Here is a 15,164-nt window from a genome sequence, read left to right as displayed (position 1 = left end):
TGATCTCGATGTGTCCGTCCTTCCTGGCAGGGTTGTGTTCGGCGTGGACGGACGCGCCATGCTCAGGGCGCCGGAAGCGGAGGGGCATGCGGGGGCGAATCGTCGGTCTCGGCAAGCAGCCTCTCGGTAATGCCGCGGGCGATCTCGCGCTCGCCCATCACCACGATGTCGGCCCCCAGGCCGGATAGGTGCTCGACCTGGGGCGTGGAATGGGCGCGGGCGATGATCCTGAGCGACGGGTTGGCGGCGCGGGCCTGCTGAACCGCCTGACCGGCCTCGAAGGCGTTGGGGATGGCCACGACCATGCAGCTGGCCTTGGCCAGGTTGGCGGCCTTGAGGATCTGCGGCTTGGCGACGTTGCCATCGATCACCTCGACGCCCGTCTTGCGCAGCTGGGCGACGATGGTGTCGGTATCCTCGATCACCAGGAAGGGGGTCTGACGCTCGATCAGGGTGGCGCCGATCAGGCTGCCGACCCGGCCATAGCCGACCAGCACCACGTGGCCTTCCAGCGAAGTGACCGGCAGAGACGCGTCGGCGGGGGATATGGCTTCCGGCGCGATCTCTGCCGGCCCCCGCTCCTTGTCGCGCTTTTCAAGGCGCTTCAGGAGACGGTCCATGGCGGCGAACATCAGGGGATTGAGCAGGATGGAGACGATGGCGCCCGCTAGGATCAGGTCGCGGGCGCGAGACGACAGCAGGTCGAGGTTGACGCCCAGTTCCGCCAGGATGAACGAGAATTCGCCGATCTGCGCCAGGCTGGCCGAAATGGTGAGCGCGGTGCGGACCGGATGGCGGAAGGCCAGGACGATCAGGAAGGCGGCGATGGACTTGCCGAACAGGATGATGAACAGGGTTCCCAGGAAGGGCAGCGGCTCGCGCCAGACGATGTTGGGATCGAACAGCATGCCGACCGAGACGAAGAACAGCACGGCGAAGGCATCGCGCAGCGGCAGGGATTCCTGTGCCGCCTGATGGCTGAGTTCGGATTCGCTCAGCACCATGCCGGCGAAGAAGGCGCCCAGGGCCAGCGACACTCCGAACAGCTTGGCCGCCCCGAAAGCGACGCCCAGCGCGATGGCCAGGACCGCCAGGCGGAACAGCTCGCGCGAGCCCATATGGGCCACGGTGTGGAGAATCCAAGGGATCACCCGCCGCCCGACGATCAGCATGAAGGCGACGAAAGCCGCCACCTTGGCCAGGGTCAGGGCCAGCGTGCCTCCCAGGCCCAGGTTGAGGCGGGTGGCGACCCAGTCCCGTTCCAGGCCGTCATGGCCGTTGACCGCGCCTGCCAGGGCCGGCAGCAGCACCAGGGCCAGGACCATGGCCAGGTCCTCGACGATCAGCCAGCCGACGGCGATGCGGCCCCGGCCGGTGTCGATCTCGCGGCGTTCCTGCAGGGCGCGCAGCAGCACCACCGTACTGGCCACCGACAGGGCCAGGCCGAACACCAGCCCGGCCGGCACCGGCCAGTCCATCAGCAGGGCGAGGCCCAGCCCCATGACGGTGGCCGCCGCGATCTGGACCATGGCTCCGGGGATGGCGATGGTGCTGACCGACAGCAGGTCCTTGAGCGAGAAGTGCAGGCCGACGCCGAACATCAGCAGGATGACGCCGATTTCGGCCAACTGGGGGGCCAGCGTCTGGTCGGCGACGAAGCCCGGCGTGAACGGTCCGGCCATGATGCCGGCCAGCAGATAGCCGACCAGCGGCGGGATGCGCAGCCGGACGGCGACGGCGCCGAAGATGAAGGCGAGGCCGATACCGGCGACGATGGTGGTGATCAGCGGAGTGGCATGCGGCATGCGGCCGGGAGTTCCTTTCGGTGTCTTTCGCGGTTGACCGGGCTTATCCCGGCACGATCAGTACGTCGCAGGGCATGTGTTCGAGAACGTCGTGGGCGGTGCTGCCGAACAGGGCGCGGCCCAGGCCGTGCCGCCCGGCCGAGCCCATGACGATGAGGTCGGGCCGGGGCGGCATCCGGCTTTCCAGGATGATCCCCTCGACCGGGCCGCCCAGGCGGACGGAGGTGGCTACGGGCCGCTCATCCAGGGGCAGGCCGTCCGTCAGGCGGATGAAGTCTTCAGCGAAGCTGCCCTCGGCGCTTTCCGGGCCGGCGAGCGAGGCCACCAGCGGCGCGTCATAGACATGGAGAAGCTTGACCACCCCATCCGGAACCATGGTCAGGGCGGCGTCCAGGGCCGGGCGGGACAGCTTCGAGAAATCCACCGGCACCAGGGCGGTGGCATAGGGGGCGAACGGCTTGTCCACCACGGCCAGCAGGGGGATGCGCGCGACGACGCCGATCTTCTCCACCGTGGAGGTCTGGCCCAGCCCGTCGGTGGGGTCGGTCCCGGCGGCCACCAGCAGGTCGGCGCTCCACAGATCGGCATAGCGGGCCACGGACGGCCCCACCGGCCCCCCGGTGGCCACCACGACCAGCGGCAGGTCGGCGGCGCCGGGGATCTTTTCCAGATGCCGCGCCATCTCCGCCTCGATATGGTGGGGCGGCAGATTGTCGAGGGGCTTGCGCTCGGCCCCGGTGCGGATGGCGTAGAGGGCGGTCAGAATGGCGCAGTGCTGCCGCGCCAGTTGCACGGCCCGCTCCATGGCCCTGTCCGAATGGGGCTCCAGGTCGGTGGTCAGCAGAATTCTCCGGACCGTCGTCATCGCCGGGATTTCTCGTCGCCCGGGACGGGAACGCGCAAATGAGGAGCCATGCGTGCCTCGCGGTGATTTCAGTGCCTGAGGCCAGGATTTCGGAAATATCGCTCCACCGTCGACTCCGGAGACTACGGAGACCGTTGCTCCCGTAGGATAAGGGCTTGTAATCTCGGCTTATTATCCCGGTCTCTCCGTATTCTTGCGGAAGGCCGGGCCGGGTGCATCCTGCCGCTTGTGCTGCTACCATCGAGTGGTCGCCAGAGAGGAAGGGCCGCCGTGCCGAAGGATTTCCGGCTGATCGCCGTCTATCTGACCGCCCATCTGTTCCTCGACTGGATCAGCTTCATCCACGAGCTGTCGCCGCTCAACATCACGCCGTGGAATCCGCCGGCCGGCCTGGCCATGGGCGTGCTGATCGCGTTTGGTTCCCGCATGCTGCCGGTGGTCTGGCTTGCCCTGACGGCGGGGGATGCGCTGGTGCGCGACCTGCCGGTCGAATTATGGGCGACCCTGGTGTCGAACGCGCTGGTGGCGGGAACCTACGGCCTTGCCGCCAGGATCATGTGCCACCGCCTGGGATTGCGGCGGGATCTGGAGCGGTTGCGCGACATCGCCCTGCTGATGGGCGGCAGCGGCATCGCGGCGGCCGTGGTCGGGACCGGATACATTGCCATCTTCATGGGAATCGGCCTGTTCTCCTGGGACGATTTCATTCCGATCCTGCTGCGCTATTGGGTGGGCGAGGTCATCGGCATCATGGTTCTGACGCCGGTGATCCTGCTGGGGCGGCGCTGCTGGCCGCTCCGCCTTTCCTGGCAGGGCGTCCCCGAGGCCATGGCCCAGGCAGGGGCCATCGTCCTGGCGCTGTGGATCGTGTTCGGGCCGCTGGCGTCTGACCGTTACGAGTATTTCTACCTCCTGTTCCTGCCGGTGGTCTGGGTCGCCTCGCGCCATGGGTTGACCGGCGCGGCGCTGGCGGCCCTGGTCACCCAGGTCGGTCTGATCGTCGCCATTCAGGTGGTGGACATCGAGACGGCGAGGATGACCCATTTCCAGTTCCTGATGCTGGCGCTCACCGTCACCGGGTTGCTGCTGGGCGCCGAGGTCACCGAGCGCCGCCGGGTCGAGGCCTGGGTCCGCGAGCGTCTGGACGAATTTGCCCATGCGTCCCGCCTGACCGAGGCGGGCGAGATGACCGCCGCCCTGGCCCACGAGATCAATCAGCCGCTGGCGGCGACCATGAGCTATGCCCGGGCGGCGCGGAAGATCGCCCGGCGCGATGGCGCGTCGCCGCAGCTGGCCGACATCCTGGACAAGACGGTGGCCCAGGCCGAGCGGGCCGACCGCGTCATGCGCAGCCTGCGCGACTTCGTGCGCAAGGGCGAACGCAGCACCGAGAACGTCGACGTCGCCCGGCTGGTGGCCGACAGCCTGATCCTGGCCGGTCCGGGCGTCCGCCAGCACGGCGTGGTCATCGTCACCGACGTCGCCGCCGGCCTTGCGCCGGTGGCAGGCGATCCCATCCAGTTGCAGCAGGTTCTGCTGAACCTGGTGCGCAACGCCGCCGAGGCGCTGATCGGCTCGGCCAGCGGCCAGCGGCTGATCACCCTGTCGGCGCAGGAAGGCGAGCCCGGCCTGGTGGAAATCGCGGTGCGCGACACCGGCCCCGGCTTTTCCGATCTGGTGGAGCGCAACCTGTTCATTCCCTTCGTCACCACCAAGGCGACCGGCATGGGATTGGGCCTGTCCATCGCGCGCTCCATCGTCGAAGCCCACGGGGGAGTCCTGACCGGCTACCGGTTGCCCGAGGGCGGCACCATCTTTCGCTTCACCCTTCCCATCGCCACCAGCCATGATGACCGCCATGCCCGATGAACAATCCACCGTTTTCGTGATCGACGACGACGCGGCCGTGCGCGACGCCCTGTCGGTCCATCTGGACCTCGCCGGATTGCCGGTGCGCAGTTTCGCTTCGGCCCGGGAATTCCTGGCCGCCGTCGATTCCGACCAGGGCGGCTGCGCCGTCATCGACATCCGCATGCCCGACCAGGACGGCCTGTCCCTGCAGCAGGAGATGATCCGGCACGGGCTGACCCTGCCGGTGATCATCATCACCGGCCATGGCGACGTGGACGCGGCGGTGACGGCCTTTCGGGCCGGCGCGGTGGACTTCCTGCAGAAGCCCTTCGACGAGGATGTGCTGATCGAGCGGATTCGCGAAGCCATCGAGCGTGACCGCCGGGCTCGTCGGCTTTCCCTCGAAGTCAGCGAGATCCGCAGCCGCTTCAATCTGCTCAGTCCCAGGGAACAGGAGGTCATGGGCCTGGTCGCCCAGGGACATTCCAACAAGGTGATCGCCATCCGGCTCGATATCGGCGTGCGTACCGTCGAAACCCACCGGGCCAAGGTGCTGGAGAAGATGGGCGTGCGCAGCGCCCCCGAACTGGCTCGCCTCAAGATGCGCCTGGACGAGGGCGGCCTTTCGTGACCGCCATCATGGATGGCACAGCAGCCCCCGCCGGTCTTCCGGCGGGGGCATGCCGCCCGTGTCCGGTCGCGGTTATCCCGCCGCCGCCACCCGGCTGACCCAGTCCAGGTCGCAGGAATGGCGGAGGTCGAGGCCGGCGGGCAGCGACCAGACCGGCTCGGCGTCTGCAGACAGGTCGGGGCCTTCCGGCGTGTCGGGCCACCTCATGGAGGCTTCCTTCCGGGCGATGAGCAGCAGCAGCTCGAGGTCGATCTCGCCGGAAGCGATGGCGTCGCGGGGGACGGTCAGCGTCTGCATGCTTTCCTCCTACTGCAGGTCGAGAGGCAGGTTGATGGTGATGCCGGGGCGCTGGGGCACGTAGACCACCGGCGGGGGCACGTAGATCACCCGGGGGCGGCCGTAGACCACCGGCGGCGGACCGTAATAGCGATAGCCGGACCAGCCGTCCCGGTCGCGCCAGCCGCGATGATCCGACCAGCCGTGATGATGCTTGGACCAGCCGGGCGGGCCGTCATGGCGCCACGGCGGATCGGCGAGAGCGGGGCTGGCCAGCGTCATGGCGCATGCTGCGGCCAGCAGGGAATTGCGCAGGATCGAAGTGTTCATGACCGCCTCCTGACGGTTCTACTTGGATGCCGTGTTCTGGGACGACTTGTGGTTGTTCCAGCCGTCGGGCAGCAGGGCGCCGATGGCGGCGCCACCGCCGGCTCCGATCAAGGCGCCGGTCACCAGACCGCCGCCGGCCATGGCGGCGATGGCGGCACCGCCGGCCGCGCCCATGGCGCCGCCCGACAGGGCCCGCTGCTGCTGGTTGGTCATGTTGGCGCAGCCCGACAGGGCCAGGGCCAGGACGACCACGGAGACGGCAGGGATCTTGGAGCGGATAGTCATATTCTTATTCCTTCAAAGCTGGGACGAGCCCATCCCTGATAGGAATACGCCGGGGACCGGGACCGGGGGGTGAGAAGGCTGTGATAATGCTGTGACGGGGGGCTCAGTCGCTGAGCGGCAGGGCGACCGAGACCGACAGGCCGCCGCCGGGGGCGTTGGTGGCCCAGGCGCGCCCGCCCATGGCCTCGGCATTGCGGCGCACGATCCACAGGCCCAGGCCGTAATGCTCGACCTCGCCGCCCTGACCCTCGGGCCGCCGCGACATATGGCGCTCGAAAATGCGTTCCAGGTCGGCCGCCGCCACGCCGGGACCGTCATCGGTGACCCGCAGCACGGCCATGCCGCCCTCGGCGCGCAGATCCATGGCGATGCGCCCGCCGGGGGGCGAAAAGTCCATGGCGTTGTCCAGCAGGTTCTCGGCGATGACCTCCAGCATCTCGTCGCTGCCCGAAATCCACAATCCGGCGGCGACGCCCATTTCCAGGCCGATGGAGCGCTCGGCCGCCATGCGGACGTAGCCCCGTCCCAGCCGGTTGAGCACGGCGGAGGCCTCGATCCGGTCGCGGGGGTGGTCGATCAGGGCGGCGATGGTCTCGTCGGCGCGCCGGATGGTGGAGACCAGGCCGTCGAGGCGCTCCACCGACTGGCCGATCAGCTCCAGGGCGCGCGTCGCCCGGGCGTTGTCGGGGGGGATGGCGCGCCCCAGCGGCTCCAGCGACTGGGAGATTACCGCCAGCGGGGCCTTCAGCGCGTGGGCGTTCTCTTCGGCCGCCTGGCGCAGCAATCCTTCCGAACGCTTGAGGGTGGCGACCATGGAATCCAGCTCGACCGCCACTTCGGCCAGTTCGGGCACCCGGTTCCCCTCGGCGAACGAGACCTTGGCCTCGCCCCTGATCACCGAGCGGGCCACGTCCTGGAAACGACGCAGGTTGCTCCAGGCGTCGGTGAAGATGGACAGCACCAGCACCGCCATCAGCAGATAGATGGACGCCGCCACCTGGAGATCGGGCGATTGCCAGTAGGGGCGGCCGATCACCTGCTCGGGCAGGCTGCCGGTGGGCTGGGCGGTCAGCACCACCCAGCAGCCCAGACGGGTGGCGTGGGGCGCCAGAAAGGTCAGGAGTTCGGTTTCCTCGGGGGCGCCGGCCAGCCGCAGGGCAAGGGGCGCGCGGCCCTCGCAGCTGGCGGCCAGCTGGGCCAGCACGCCGCTGTCCACCAGCCTTTCCATGGCGGCGCGGGCTTCCTGCGGCCCGGCCTCGGGGGCCGAGGCGACCAGCAGGAAGGAGCGGGGGCCGGTGGCCTGGGCGGGGGAGGTCGGATGGGGGCGGAACAGCACCTTGACCGACATGCCGCCCTCGGCCAGACGCTTCATCGCCGGGTCGATGCTCTCGGCGTTGCGCGGCGAGAACTGGTCGAGCAGGGGGAACAGCGCCTCGCCCACCAGCCGCCCCTGTTCCTGGGCCAGACGCAGCATCAGGGCGTTGCGCTGGTTCTCCGCCGCCTCCAGCCTCAGGTAGAGCAGGACCGGGACCACGGCGAAGATCAGGGCGATGCTGACCAGCTTGGCGGCGAAGGATCGCAGGTTAGCCATCGCGCTCCGCCTGCCAGACGTAGCCGAAGCCGGGATAGTTGCCGATCTGCTCGAAATCGGGATCGACCGCCTTGAACTTCTCGCGGATACGCTTGATGGCGGCGCGGACATTGGTGCGGTATCCGTCCTCGCCGGCTCCGCCGTGGAAGCCCTTGCCCCGCCCGGCGTCATAGAGTTCGCGGTAGCTGATGTCGCGCCCGGCCTTGGCGGCCAGGGCCTGGACCATGGCGAATTCGTTCACCGTCAGGTCCACCGGCCGCCCCCGCCATTGGGCGCGGCGGCTGTCGGCGTCCAGTCCGAGTTCTCCCTGGCGGATGGTGGCGGCCTCGGCCTCGGGCCCGGTGGTCTTGCCGCGCCCCAAGATCAGCTGGATGCGCCGTTCCAGGATGGTGAAGCTGCGCGACTTCTCGATGAAGTCGACGGCCCCGCCCAGCAGGGCCGCCTCCTCGAAGATCTGGTCGCTCAGCACGGTCAGGAAGATCACCGGCAGGGCGATCTGGGCGGCGCGCATCCGGCGCAGCACCTCGATGCCGTTGAGCCCCGGCATCTTCCAGTCCAGCAGCAACAGGTCCGGCTGTTCGTCTCGCGCCATGGCCTCCAGGAAATCCTCGCCGTCGGCCCAGGCGCGCACGCCATAGCCGGCATCGCCCAGGTTTCCCGCCAGGGTTTCGCGGAAAAGAGGATCGTCATCGACGATGCCGATCAAGGCGGCCTCACTTCCCATTGCGGCCTCCACTGTCGCGCAGGCGCTTGATGCAGCCGGCGGCATCCTTGCCCCGCTCGAATTCGTAGCTGAGAACCCGTTCGATCTCGGTTCCCACCTCGGGATAGAAGACCAGCGACAAGGCGCATTCACCCCGGCGATAGCGCCAGATCGTGCCCATGGCGCGCGTGGTCTCGCTGGTCGGGGGGCCGAACAGGGCGCGCACCTCGTCGCGGTTCAGCCCGCCCAGGCTTTCGGGAGAGACGGCGGGCGGCGGGGCGGGACGCGCCGGTGGCGGAGGCTCGGGGCGGGGCGGCGGGGGCTTGGGGATGGGGGTTTCCGCCGGCGCGACAGGGGGCGGCGGCTTGGTGGAACACGCCGCCACCCCCATCGCCAGGATAAGCGCCAAGATTCGCCACACGGCCTTCATCGCTCCTTCCAATGATCCATCGCCACTCTAATTCCCGAATGGAATTGTCGGGTATGATTTGGCTCACAAAAGGCGTGATGCAAGGGGGGCGGCGTTTCGTGGTTGCTGGCAGTAGCCAAGGGAGTGATGCGTGTAATGTTTTGTCCCGTATGGAAATGATAGAGGTCTGAAGGTTGATTGATGGTAATTCTGCCTGTATTGTAAAGTATTAGTCATATTGCGGCAGTCGACGGCTGGTGCTCGTGCGCACTGGAATTTTAATAATAATGCCGCTGTTTCCCGCTATTTCCCTTGATCTTTTAGTTATTCATGCCGCTGGTGGCGGTGTTGTGGCGTTTTCATATTCTTCTTGCAACACTGCACGTCAGGAGCGAGTCACGCAATTGAACCCTGGATAAAAACCACGTAATCTTCAGCCCGCCCATTATGATGGGCGACGGAGGGCGAAGGTTTGGGGATCCATGTTCTCGTCATTGGGCATTAGCGTCGCGGATATCGTCTGCCAGGACGATGGGACCGTGTTGTCGCGCGGCGCCGGCCCACGGGGGGAAACCGTCCTGCTGCGCGCCGCGGCCTCCGACCGGCCGCCGGCGGCGATCGTCGCCCAGCTGCGCCGCGAATACGACCTGCGCACCGAGCTGGCCCCCGATTGGGCGGTCGTTCCCACCGGGCTTGAAGAGATCGCCGGCCGTCCGGTGCTGATCCTTGCCGATCCCGGGGGAGAGCCCCTGTCGCGCCTGATCGCCTCGGGGCCGCGCACATTGCGCCCGGCCGAGGTCGCCCGGCTTTTGCGCGTGGCCGTCGCCGTGGCGCGGAGCCTGGGCAATATCCACGCGGCCGGTCTGTTCCACAAGAATGTGACCCCGGCTCATATCCTTTTCGATGAAAGCCGCCAAAGCGCGGTATTCACCGGTTTCGGATCGGCATCGGCCTTGCGGCGGGAACAGCGCCACAGCGAAATGGCCGGCCCCCTGGCCGGATCCGTCGTCTACATGGCCCCCGAGCAGACCGGACGCATGAACCGGTCGGTGGATTCGCGCTGCGACCTGTATTCGCTGGGCGTGATTCTCTACGAGCTGTTCACCGGGCTGCGGCCGTTCACCGCCTCGGACCCGATGGAATGGGTCCATTGCCATATCGCCCGCCGGGCCACCCCGCCCCATGAACGGGCGGTCGGGGTGCCGCCCCAGATTTCCGCCATCATCATGAAGCTTTTGGCCAAGACGGCCGAGGACCGCTACCAGACCGCCGACGGGCTGGCCGCCGACCTGGAGCACTGTCTGGCCAATTGGAGCGCCGACGGGCGGATCATGGAGTTTCCGCTGGGGCAGGCCGACCATTCGGGCCAGCTCGCCATTCCGGAGCGCCTGTACGGGCGCGAGGCCGAATCCGAGCGCCTGCAGGCCGCCTTCGCGCGGGTGGCCGACGAGCGGAAACCCGAACTGGTGCTGGTCGCCGGCTTTTCGGGCATCGGCAAGTCCGCCCTGATCAGCCAGATCCTGCCGATCATGGTCGAGCGCGACGGCCTGTTCGGGGCCGGCAAGTTCGACCAGCACAAGCGCGACATTCCCTATGCGCCGTTCGCCCAGGCCTTCCATTCCCTGATCCGCCAGATCCTGGCCACGCCGGAAAGCGACATCCGGCGCTGGAAAGAGGCTTTCGTCCAGGCCCTGGGGGGGCACGGCCGGCTGATCATCGACCTGATCCCGCAAATGGAGCTGGTGATCGGCTCGCAGCCGCCCTTGCCCAAGCTGCCGACCAGCGAGACGCAGGTGCGCTTCTTCACGGCGTTCCGGCGGTTCATCAACGTCCTGGCCCGGCCCGAGCAGCCTCTGGTGCTGTTCCTCGACGATTTGCAGTGGATGGACAGCGGCTCCATGAAGCTGCTGGAGCATCTGATGACCCATCCCGAGATGCGCGATCTGCTGCTGATCGGCAGCTATCGCGACAACGAGGTGGATTCGTCCCATCCGTTGCTGCAGACCATCGAGGGCATCAGGAAGGGCGGCGCCAGGGTCGAGGACATCGTGCTTAAGCCGCTGGCCTTCGGCGATCTGGAGCGTCTGGTCGTCGATTCCCTGCACTGCGAGGGCGACGAGGCCGCCCCGCTGGTGGCGCTGATTTTCGAGCGGACGGCGGGCAATCCCTTTTTCGCCATTCAGTTCCTGACCACCCTGGCCGAGGAAAAGCTGCTGTGGTTCGATCGCGCCCGGACGAAATGGGCCTGGGACCTGGACGGCATAGCCCGGCTTGGCTACAGCGACAACGTGGTTGCCCTGATGGCGGCCAAGCTGCGCCGCCTGCCCGACGCGGAACAGGCGGAATTGCGCCGCGTCGCCTGCATGGGAAGCGGTGCGACGCTCGAACTGCTGACCGCCGCGTTCGACAGTCCGGCCGACGAGACCCTGTTTCGGATCGACGCCGCCGTGCGCAGCGGGTTCCTGATCCGCCAGGGGGGGCGGCTCGACTTCGCTCACGACCGGATCCAGGAAGCCGCCTACCTGTCCATTCCCGCCGATGAACTGGCGCCCATGCACCTGCGGATCGGCCGCCGGATGCTGGAGCTGATCGCGCCCGAGGATCTGGACGATCAGCTGTTCAACGTCATTCACCATCTCAATCTCGGGCGTGGGCTGATTTCCGATCCGGACGAGCGGGACGTCCTGTGCGCGCTGAACACCCGGGCGGCAAGGCGGGCCAAGGCGTCCTCGGCCAACGCCTCGGCCCGCAGCTATTTCGTCCAGGCCCGCGACCTGCTGGCCGACGATGCCTGGGAGCGGCGCTACGACGAGACCTTCGCCCTCTATCTCGACACCTCCGAATGCGAATATCTGGTCGGAAACCATGCGGCGGCCGACGAACTGTTCGGGATGCTGCTGGGCAAGGCGACCACCGACGAGCTGTCGGCCAAGGTCTGGCGGCTGCGCTTCCGCATGTTCATGGTCTCGGGCCGCTATGGCGAGGCAGTCGCCGTCGCGGTGGAAGCGCTGGCCCGCTTCGGCCTGGCCTGCCCGGAAACCGAAGAGGAAACCTTCCAGGCCGTGGTGGCGGCCCGCCGGGAATTGGCCGCCCACCTCGAAGGCCGCAATGTCGCCGATCTGGTCAACCTGCCGGAATGCGGAATCCCCGCCGTCAGCGCCCTGATCGGCGTGATCGCCGACGCCATTCCGGCCGTCTACCATGTGCGGCCCAACCTGTATCCCTTGCTGGGCCTTGCCGGCATCAACCTGTCGCTGACCCACGGCGTCACCGAGGATTCCAGCGCGGCCTTCTCGGGCTATGCCGTGTCGCTGGTGGGGCGCTTCGAGGACTTCACCACCGGACTGGAATTTTCCGAACTGGCGCTGCGGCTGGGCGAACGCTTCGACAGCGCTCCGCTGCGCGGCACCTTGCTGTTCCGGCACGGCTATTTCGTCGGCCCCTGGAGCCGGCCCATCGCCAAGATCATGCCGGTGCTGGACGACACCTTCCGGACCTGCATGGACACGGGCAACCTGATCTACGCCGCCTATGTGGCCTACGCCTCGGCCTGGATGCTGTTCGAGAAGGGCGAGCCGCTGGAGGCGGTTCTGGCGCAACTGCGCAAGTACATGCCGTTCGCCAACAACGCCCGCATTCCCTTCGCGGTTCTGATGCTCCGTCTGCAGGAGCTGTTCGTGGCCGAACTGCAGGGGGTTCAGCTTCGGGTGACGCCGGGGGTGCAGGGCGCCGACGACGCCGGGAATTCCTATCAGGCGCTGGTGGCGACCGCCCACGGCTATGGCGTCGCGTTCTACCACGTCATCCGCCAGGTCACCCCCTACATCATGGGCCGGTACGAGGAAGCCCTGGAGGCGGCCCGTCAGACCGCGCCCCATCTGCCCAAGATTTCCTCGTCGGCTATCGAATCCTCGCATCATTTCTTCGCGGCCATGTCCATCACGGCCCTGCTGCCCCATGCCTCCAACGACCGCCGCGAGGAGATGGAGGGCTGGCTGGCCGAGCATCGCCGCAAGCTGCGCCTGTGGGCCTCCCATTGCCCGGAAACCTTCGCCGCCCGGTCGCTGCTGGTCGAAGCCGAGTGCGCCGCCCTGACCGGCGGCGACAACGACGCCATGCGGATGTACGAAGACGCCATCATGGCGGCCCGCGACCACGGCCAGCTGTATTGCGAAGCCATCGCCAACGAACGCGCCGCGCTTTTCTGCCAGGCCAAGGGGCTGCGCAGCATCGCCGAGACCTATCTGCGCAACGCCTGCTACAGCTATTCCCGCTGGGGCGCGCTGGCCAAGCTCCGCCAGCTGGAGGGGCTCTATCCCCACCTCGCCAATGCGGCGCTGCAACTGACCGGCTCGACGTCGCGGGCGGAAAACCTGGACCTGATGACCGTCATCAAGGCCCAGCAGGCGGTCTCGGGCGAGATCGTGCTGGGAAAGCTGGTGGAATCCCTGCTGCGGATCGTGGTCGAGCATGCCGGCGCCGATCGCGGCCTGCTGATTCTCAGCCAGGACAGCGGATTCTCCATCGCGGCCACCGCCGTGGTCGAAGGCGACATCATCGCCGTTTCCACCGCCAATCGCGCTCCGACCCCCGACGACCTGCCGCCTTCGCTGTTCCAGTACGTGGTCCGTACCCGCGAACGCATCGTCATCGACAACGCCACCAGCCCGAATCCCTTCATGACCGAGGGCTACGCCGTCAATTCCGGCGTCAATTCCATGATGTGCCTGCCGGTGGTCACCCATGGCGCCCTGTCGGCCGTACTGTACCTGGAGAACCACCTGGCGGCGGGCGCCTTCACCCGCGACCGCATCGCCGTTCTCGACCTGCTGGCCACCCAGGCGTCCATCTCGCTGGAAAACGCCCAGCTGTACACCGAGATGGAGGAACGGGTCCGCGACAGGACCAGGGAACTGGCCGAGACCCTGGGGACCGTGAAGCACAAGAGCGAGCAGGTTTCCGCCCTGCTGGACAATTCCGGGCAGGGCTTCCTGTCCTTCCGCGCCGACCTGATCGTCGAGCCCGAGTTCAGCCTTCCGTGCCTGACGTTCTTCGGCGGATCGCCCGCCGGCCAGCCCATCGACGCCTTGCTCGCCCCGGACGATCCCCAGGCGCGCGAGACCATCCGGGCCGGAATCAGGGAAGCGCTGTCCGAGGACGACGTCTTCCGGGCGGAACTGTACCTGTCGCTGCTGCCCGGCGAAATCACCGTGGCGGGGCGTACGCTGAAGGCGGAGTTCAAGCTTCTCGACCGGGCGATCATGGCGGTGCTCACCGACGTGACCGGGGAAAAGCAGCTGGCCGCCCAGGTGGAGCGCGAGCGCACCCGCCTGGAAATGATCGCTTCGGCCGTGACCAACAGCACCGACTTCTTCAACGCGGTGGACGAGTTCGTCGCCTTCGTCGAGAACGGTCCCGCTCCCTGGCGCGAGCGGAGCCAGGCGACCTTGTACCGCGCCATCCATACCTTCAAGGGCACCTTCAACCAGCTGGGCTTCCATCTCCTGCCGGCCATGCTGCACGAGGTTGAAGGCGAGCTCCGGCCCCTGGAGCACGGCATGCACATCGCGGCCGAGGTGTTCGCCCGCGACTGGCAATCGGTGATCGCCGCCGATCTCGAGACGGTGCGCTCGGCGCTTGGCGACGACTTCATGGCCCGCCGGGGCGTGGTCACCATTTCCATGGACCAGGCCAAGCGCTTCGAGCGCTTCGCCCGCGGCCTGCTGGAGAAGGGCGAGATTCCGAAGGTTCTGGCGGAAATCGCGGCGATCCGCATGATTTCCCTGCGCCAGGCCATCCAGGAATTCGACAAGATGATCCAGGACCTTTCCGTTCGTCTGGAAAAGGAGGTCGCCCCCCTGGTGGTCACCGGCGACGACATCCAGGTCGATCCGGAGATCTTCGGCCATCTGCTCCGGTCCCTGGGCCATGTGTTCCGCAATGCCGTGGACCACGGCATCGAATCCCCGGATTCCCGCCTGTCCTCGGGCAAGGCCGAAATCGGCACCATCACCTGCGCGATCCAGCACAAGGACGGGGCGCTGGATATCCACATTTCTGACGACGGCGCCGGCATCGACATGGAATTGCTGCGCCAGCGCGCCGAGCAGATTGCCGTCGCCGACGCCCGCGATTGGGACCTGGCCGATCTGGTCTTCGCCGACGGCGTCAGCGTGCGGGCGGCCGCGTCGGAGATGTCCGGCCGAGGCGTCGGCATGAGCGCGGTGAAGGCGACGGTTGAGGATCTGGGCGGCAGTGTCCAGGTCAGCACCGTGCCGGGCCGGGGCACTGAATTCCTGCTGCGGATTCCCTTTCCGCCACCGGTGGAAAGGCGCGTTTAGGACGCGGCCCGCCTCCTCCTTTGACCAAGATCAACGATTTCCGATTGAAAAGCCCGCATCATGATTTTCTGGAATGG

At 67.4% G+C, this 15,164-nt stretch carries 11 protein-coding genes; 3 read left to right on the top strand and 8 right to left on the bottom strand.

The window, feature by feature from the left end; all coding sequences use genetic code 11:
- Nucleotides 1-62: 62 nt before the first annotated feature.
- Nucleotides 63-1,805 (bottom strand): YbaL family putative K(+) efflux transporter, encoded by a 1,743-nt coding sequence (ybaL, locus tag XM1_RS18460; RefSeq protein ID WP_068436071.1) that lies wholly within the window; start codon nt 1,803-1,805, stop codon nt 63-65.
- A gap of 43 nt (nt 1,806-1,848) precedes the next feature.
- Nucleotides 1,849-2,670 carry a universal stress protein gene (locus XM1_RS18455; RefSeq protein WP_068436070.1) on the bottom strand — a complete coding sequence of 274 codons (822 nt, stop codon included), beginning with the start codon at nt 2,668-2,670 and terminating at the stop codon, nt 1,849-1,851.
- A 270-nt stretch (nt 2,671-2,940) separates the two neighbouring features.
- Between XM1_RS18455 and XM1_RS18450 the strand changes: the two genes are divergently transcribed.
- Nucleotides 2,941-4,539, top strand: coding sequence for an MASE1 domain-containing protein (locus XM1_RS18450; protein ID WP_231920583.1), 1,599 nt, complete (start codon nt 2,941-2,943; stop codon nt 4,537-4,539).
- On the top strand, nt 4,529-5,152 hold the full coding sequence (locus tag XM1_RS18445) for a response regulator transcription factor (protein ID WP_068436068.1): 624 nt from the start codon (nt 4,529-4,531) through the stop codon (nt 5,150-5,152). Before XM1_RS18450 ends, XM1_RS18445 begins: the two co-directional genes overlap by 11 nt.
- Before the next feature lie 72 nt (nt 5,153-5,224).
- Here XM1_RS18445 and XM1_RS18440 read toward each other — a convergent pair whose 3' ends face one another.
- The 6 genes from XM1_RS18440 to XM1_RS18415 form a co-directional block, all read right to left on the bottom strand.
- Nucleotides 5,225-5,449, bottom strand: a complete 225-nt coding sequence (locus XM1_RS18440) for a hypothetical protein (RefSeq protein ID WP_068436066.1) — start codon at nt 5,447-5,449, stop codon at nt 5,225-5,227.
- A gap of 9 nt (nt 5,450-5,458) precedes the next feature.
- Nucleotides 5,459-5,758 carry a hypothetical protein gene (locus tag XM1_RS18435; protein WP_068436065.1) on the bottom strand — a complete coding sequence of 100 codons (300 nt, stop codon included), beginning with the start codon at nt 5,756-5,758 and terminating at the stop codon, nt 5,459-5,461.
- Nucleotides 5,759-5,776: 18 nt separating this feature from the next.
- Complete coding sequence (locus XM1_RS18430) at nt 5,777-6,043, bottom strand: hypothetical protein (RefSeq protein WP_068436063.1); 267 nt, start codon at nt 6,041-6,043, stop codon at nt 5,777-5,779.
- Nucleotides 6,044-6,146: 103 nt separating this feature from the next.
- Nucleotides 6,147-7,634, bottom strand: a complete 1,488-nt coding sequence (locus XM1_RS18425) for an ATP-binding protein (protein ID WP_068436062.1) — start codon at nt 7,632-7,634, stop codon at nt 6,147-6,149.
- Nucleotides 7,627-8,358, bottom strand: coding sequence for a response regulator transcription factor (locus XM1_RS18420; protein ID WP_068436061.1), 732 nt, complete (start codon nt 8,356-8,358; stop codon nt 7,627-7,629). Before XM1_RS18420 ends, XM1_RS18425 begins: the two co-directional genes overlap by 8 nt.
- Nucleotides 8,348-8,758: a hypothetical protein gene (locus XM1_RS18415; protein WP_068438019.1), complete on the bottom strand. Its 411-nt coding sequence runs from the start codon at nt 8,756-8,758 to the stop codon at nt 8,348-8,350. The genes XM1_RS18420 and XM1_RS18415 overlap by 11 nt, the downstream gene beginning before the upstream one ends.
- Before the next feature lie 470 nt (nt 8,759-9,228).
- On the opposite strand from XM1_RS18415, the gene XM1_RS18410 reads away from it, so the two are divergent.
- Nucleotides 9,229-15,087, top strand: coding sequence for an AAA family ATPase (locus XM1_RS18410; protein ID WP_068436060.1), 5,859 nt, complete (start codon nt 9,229-9,231; stop codon nt 15,085-15,087).
- The last annotated feature ends 77 nt before the right edge of the window (nt 15,088-15,164 follow it).

This window comes from Magnetospirillum sp. XM-1, assembly GCF_001511835.1.
GTDB lineage: Bacteria > Pseudomonadota > Alphaproteobacteria > Rhodospirillales > Magnetospirillaceae > Phaeospirillum.
Note: the sequence above shows the minus strand (reverse complement) of the source record. Positions and strands in the feature narration are given on the sequence as shown.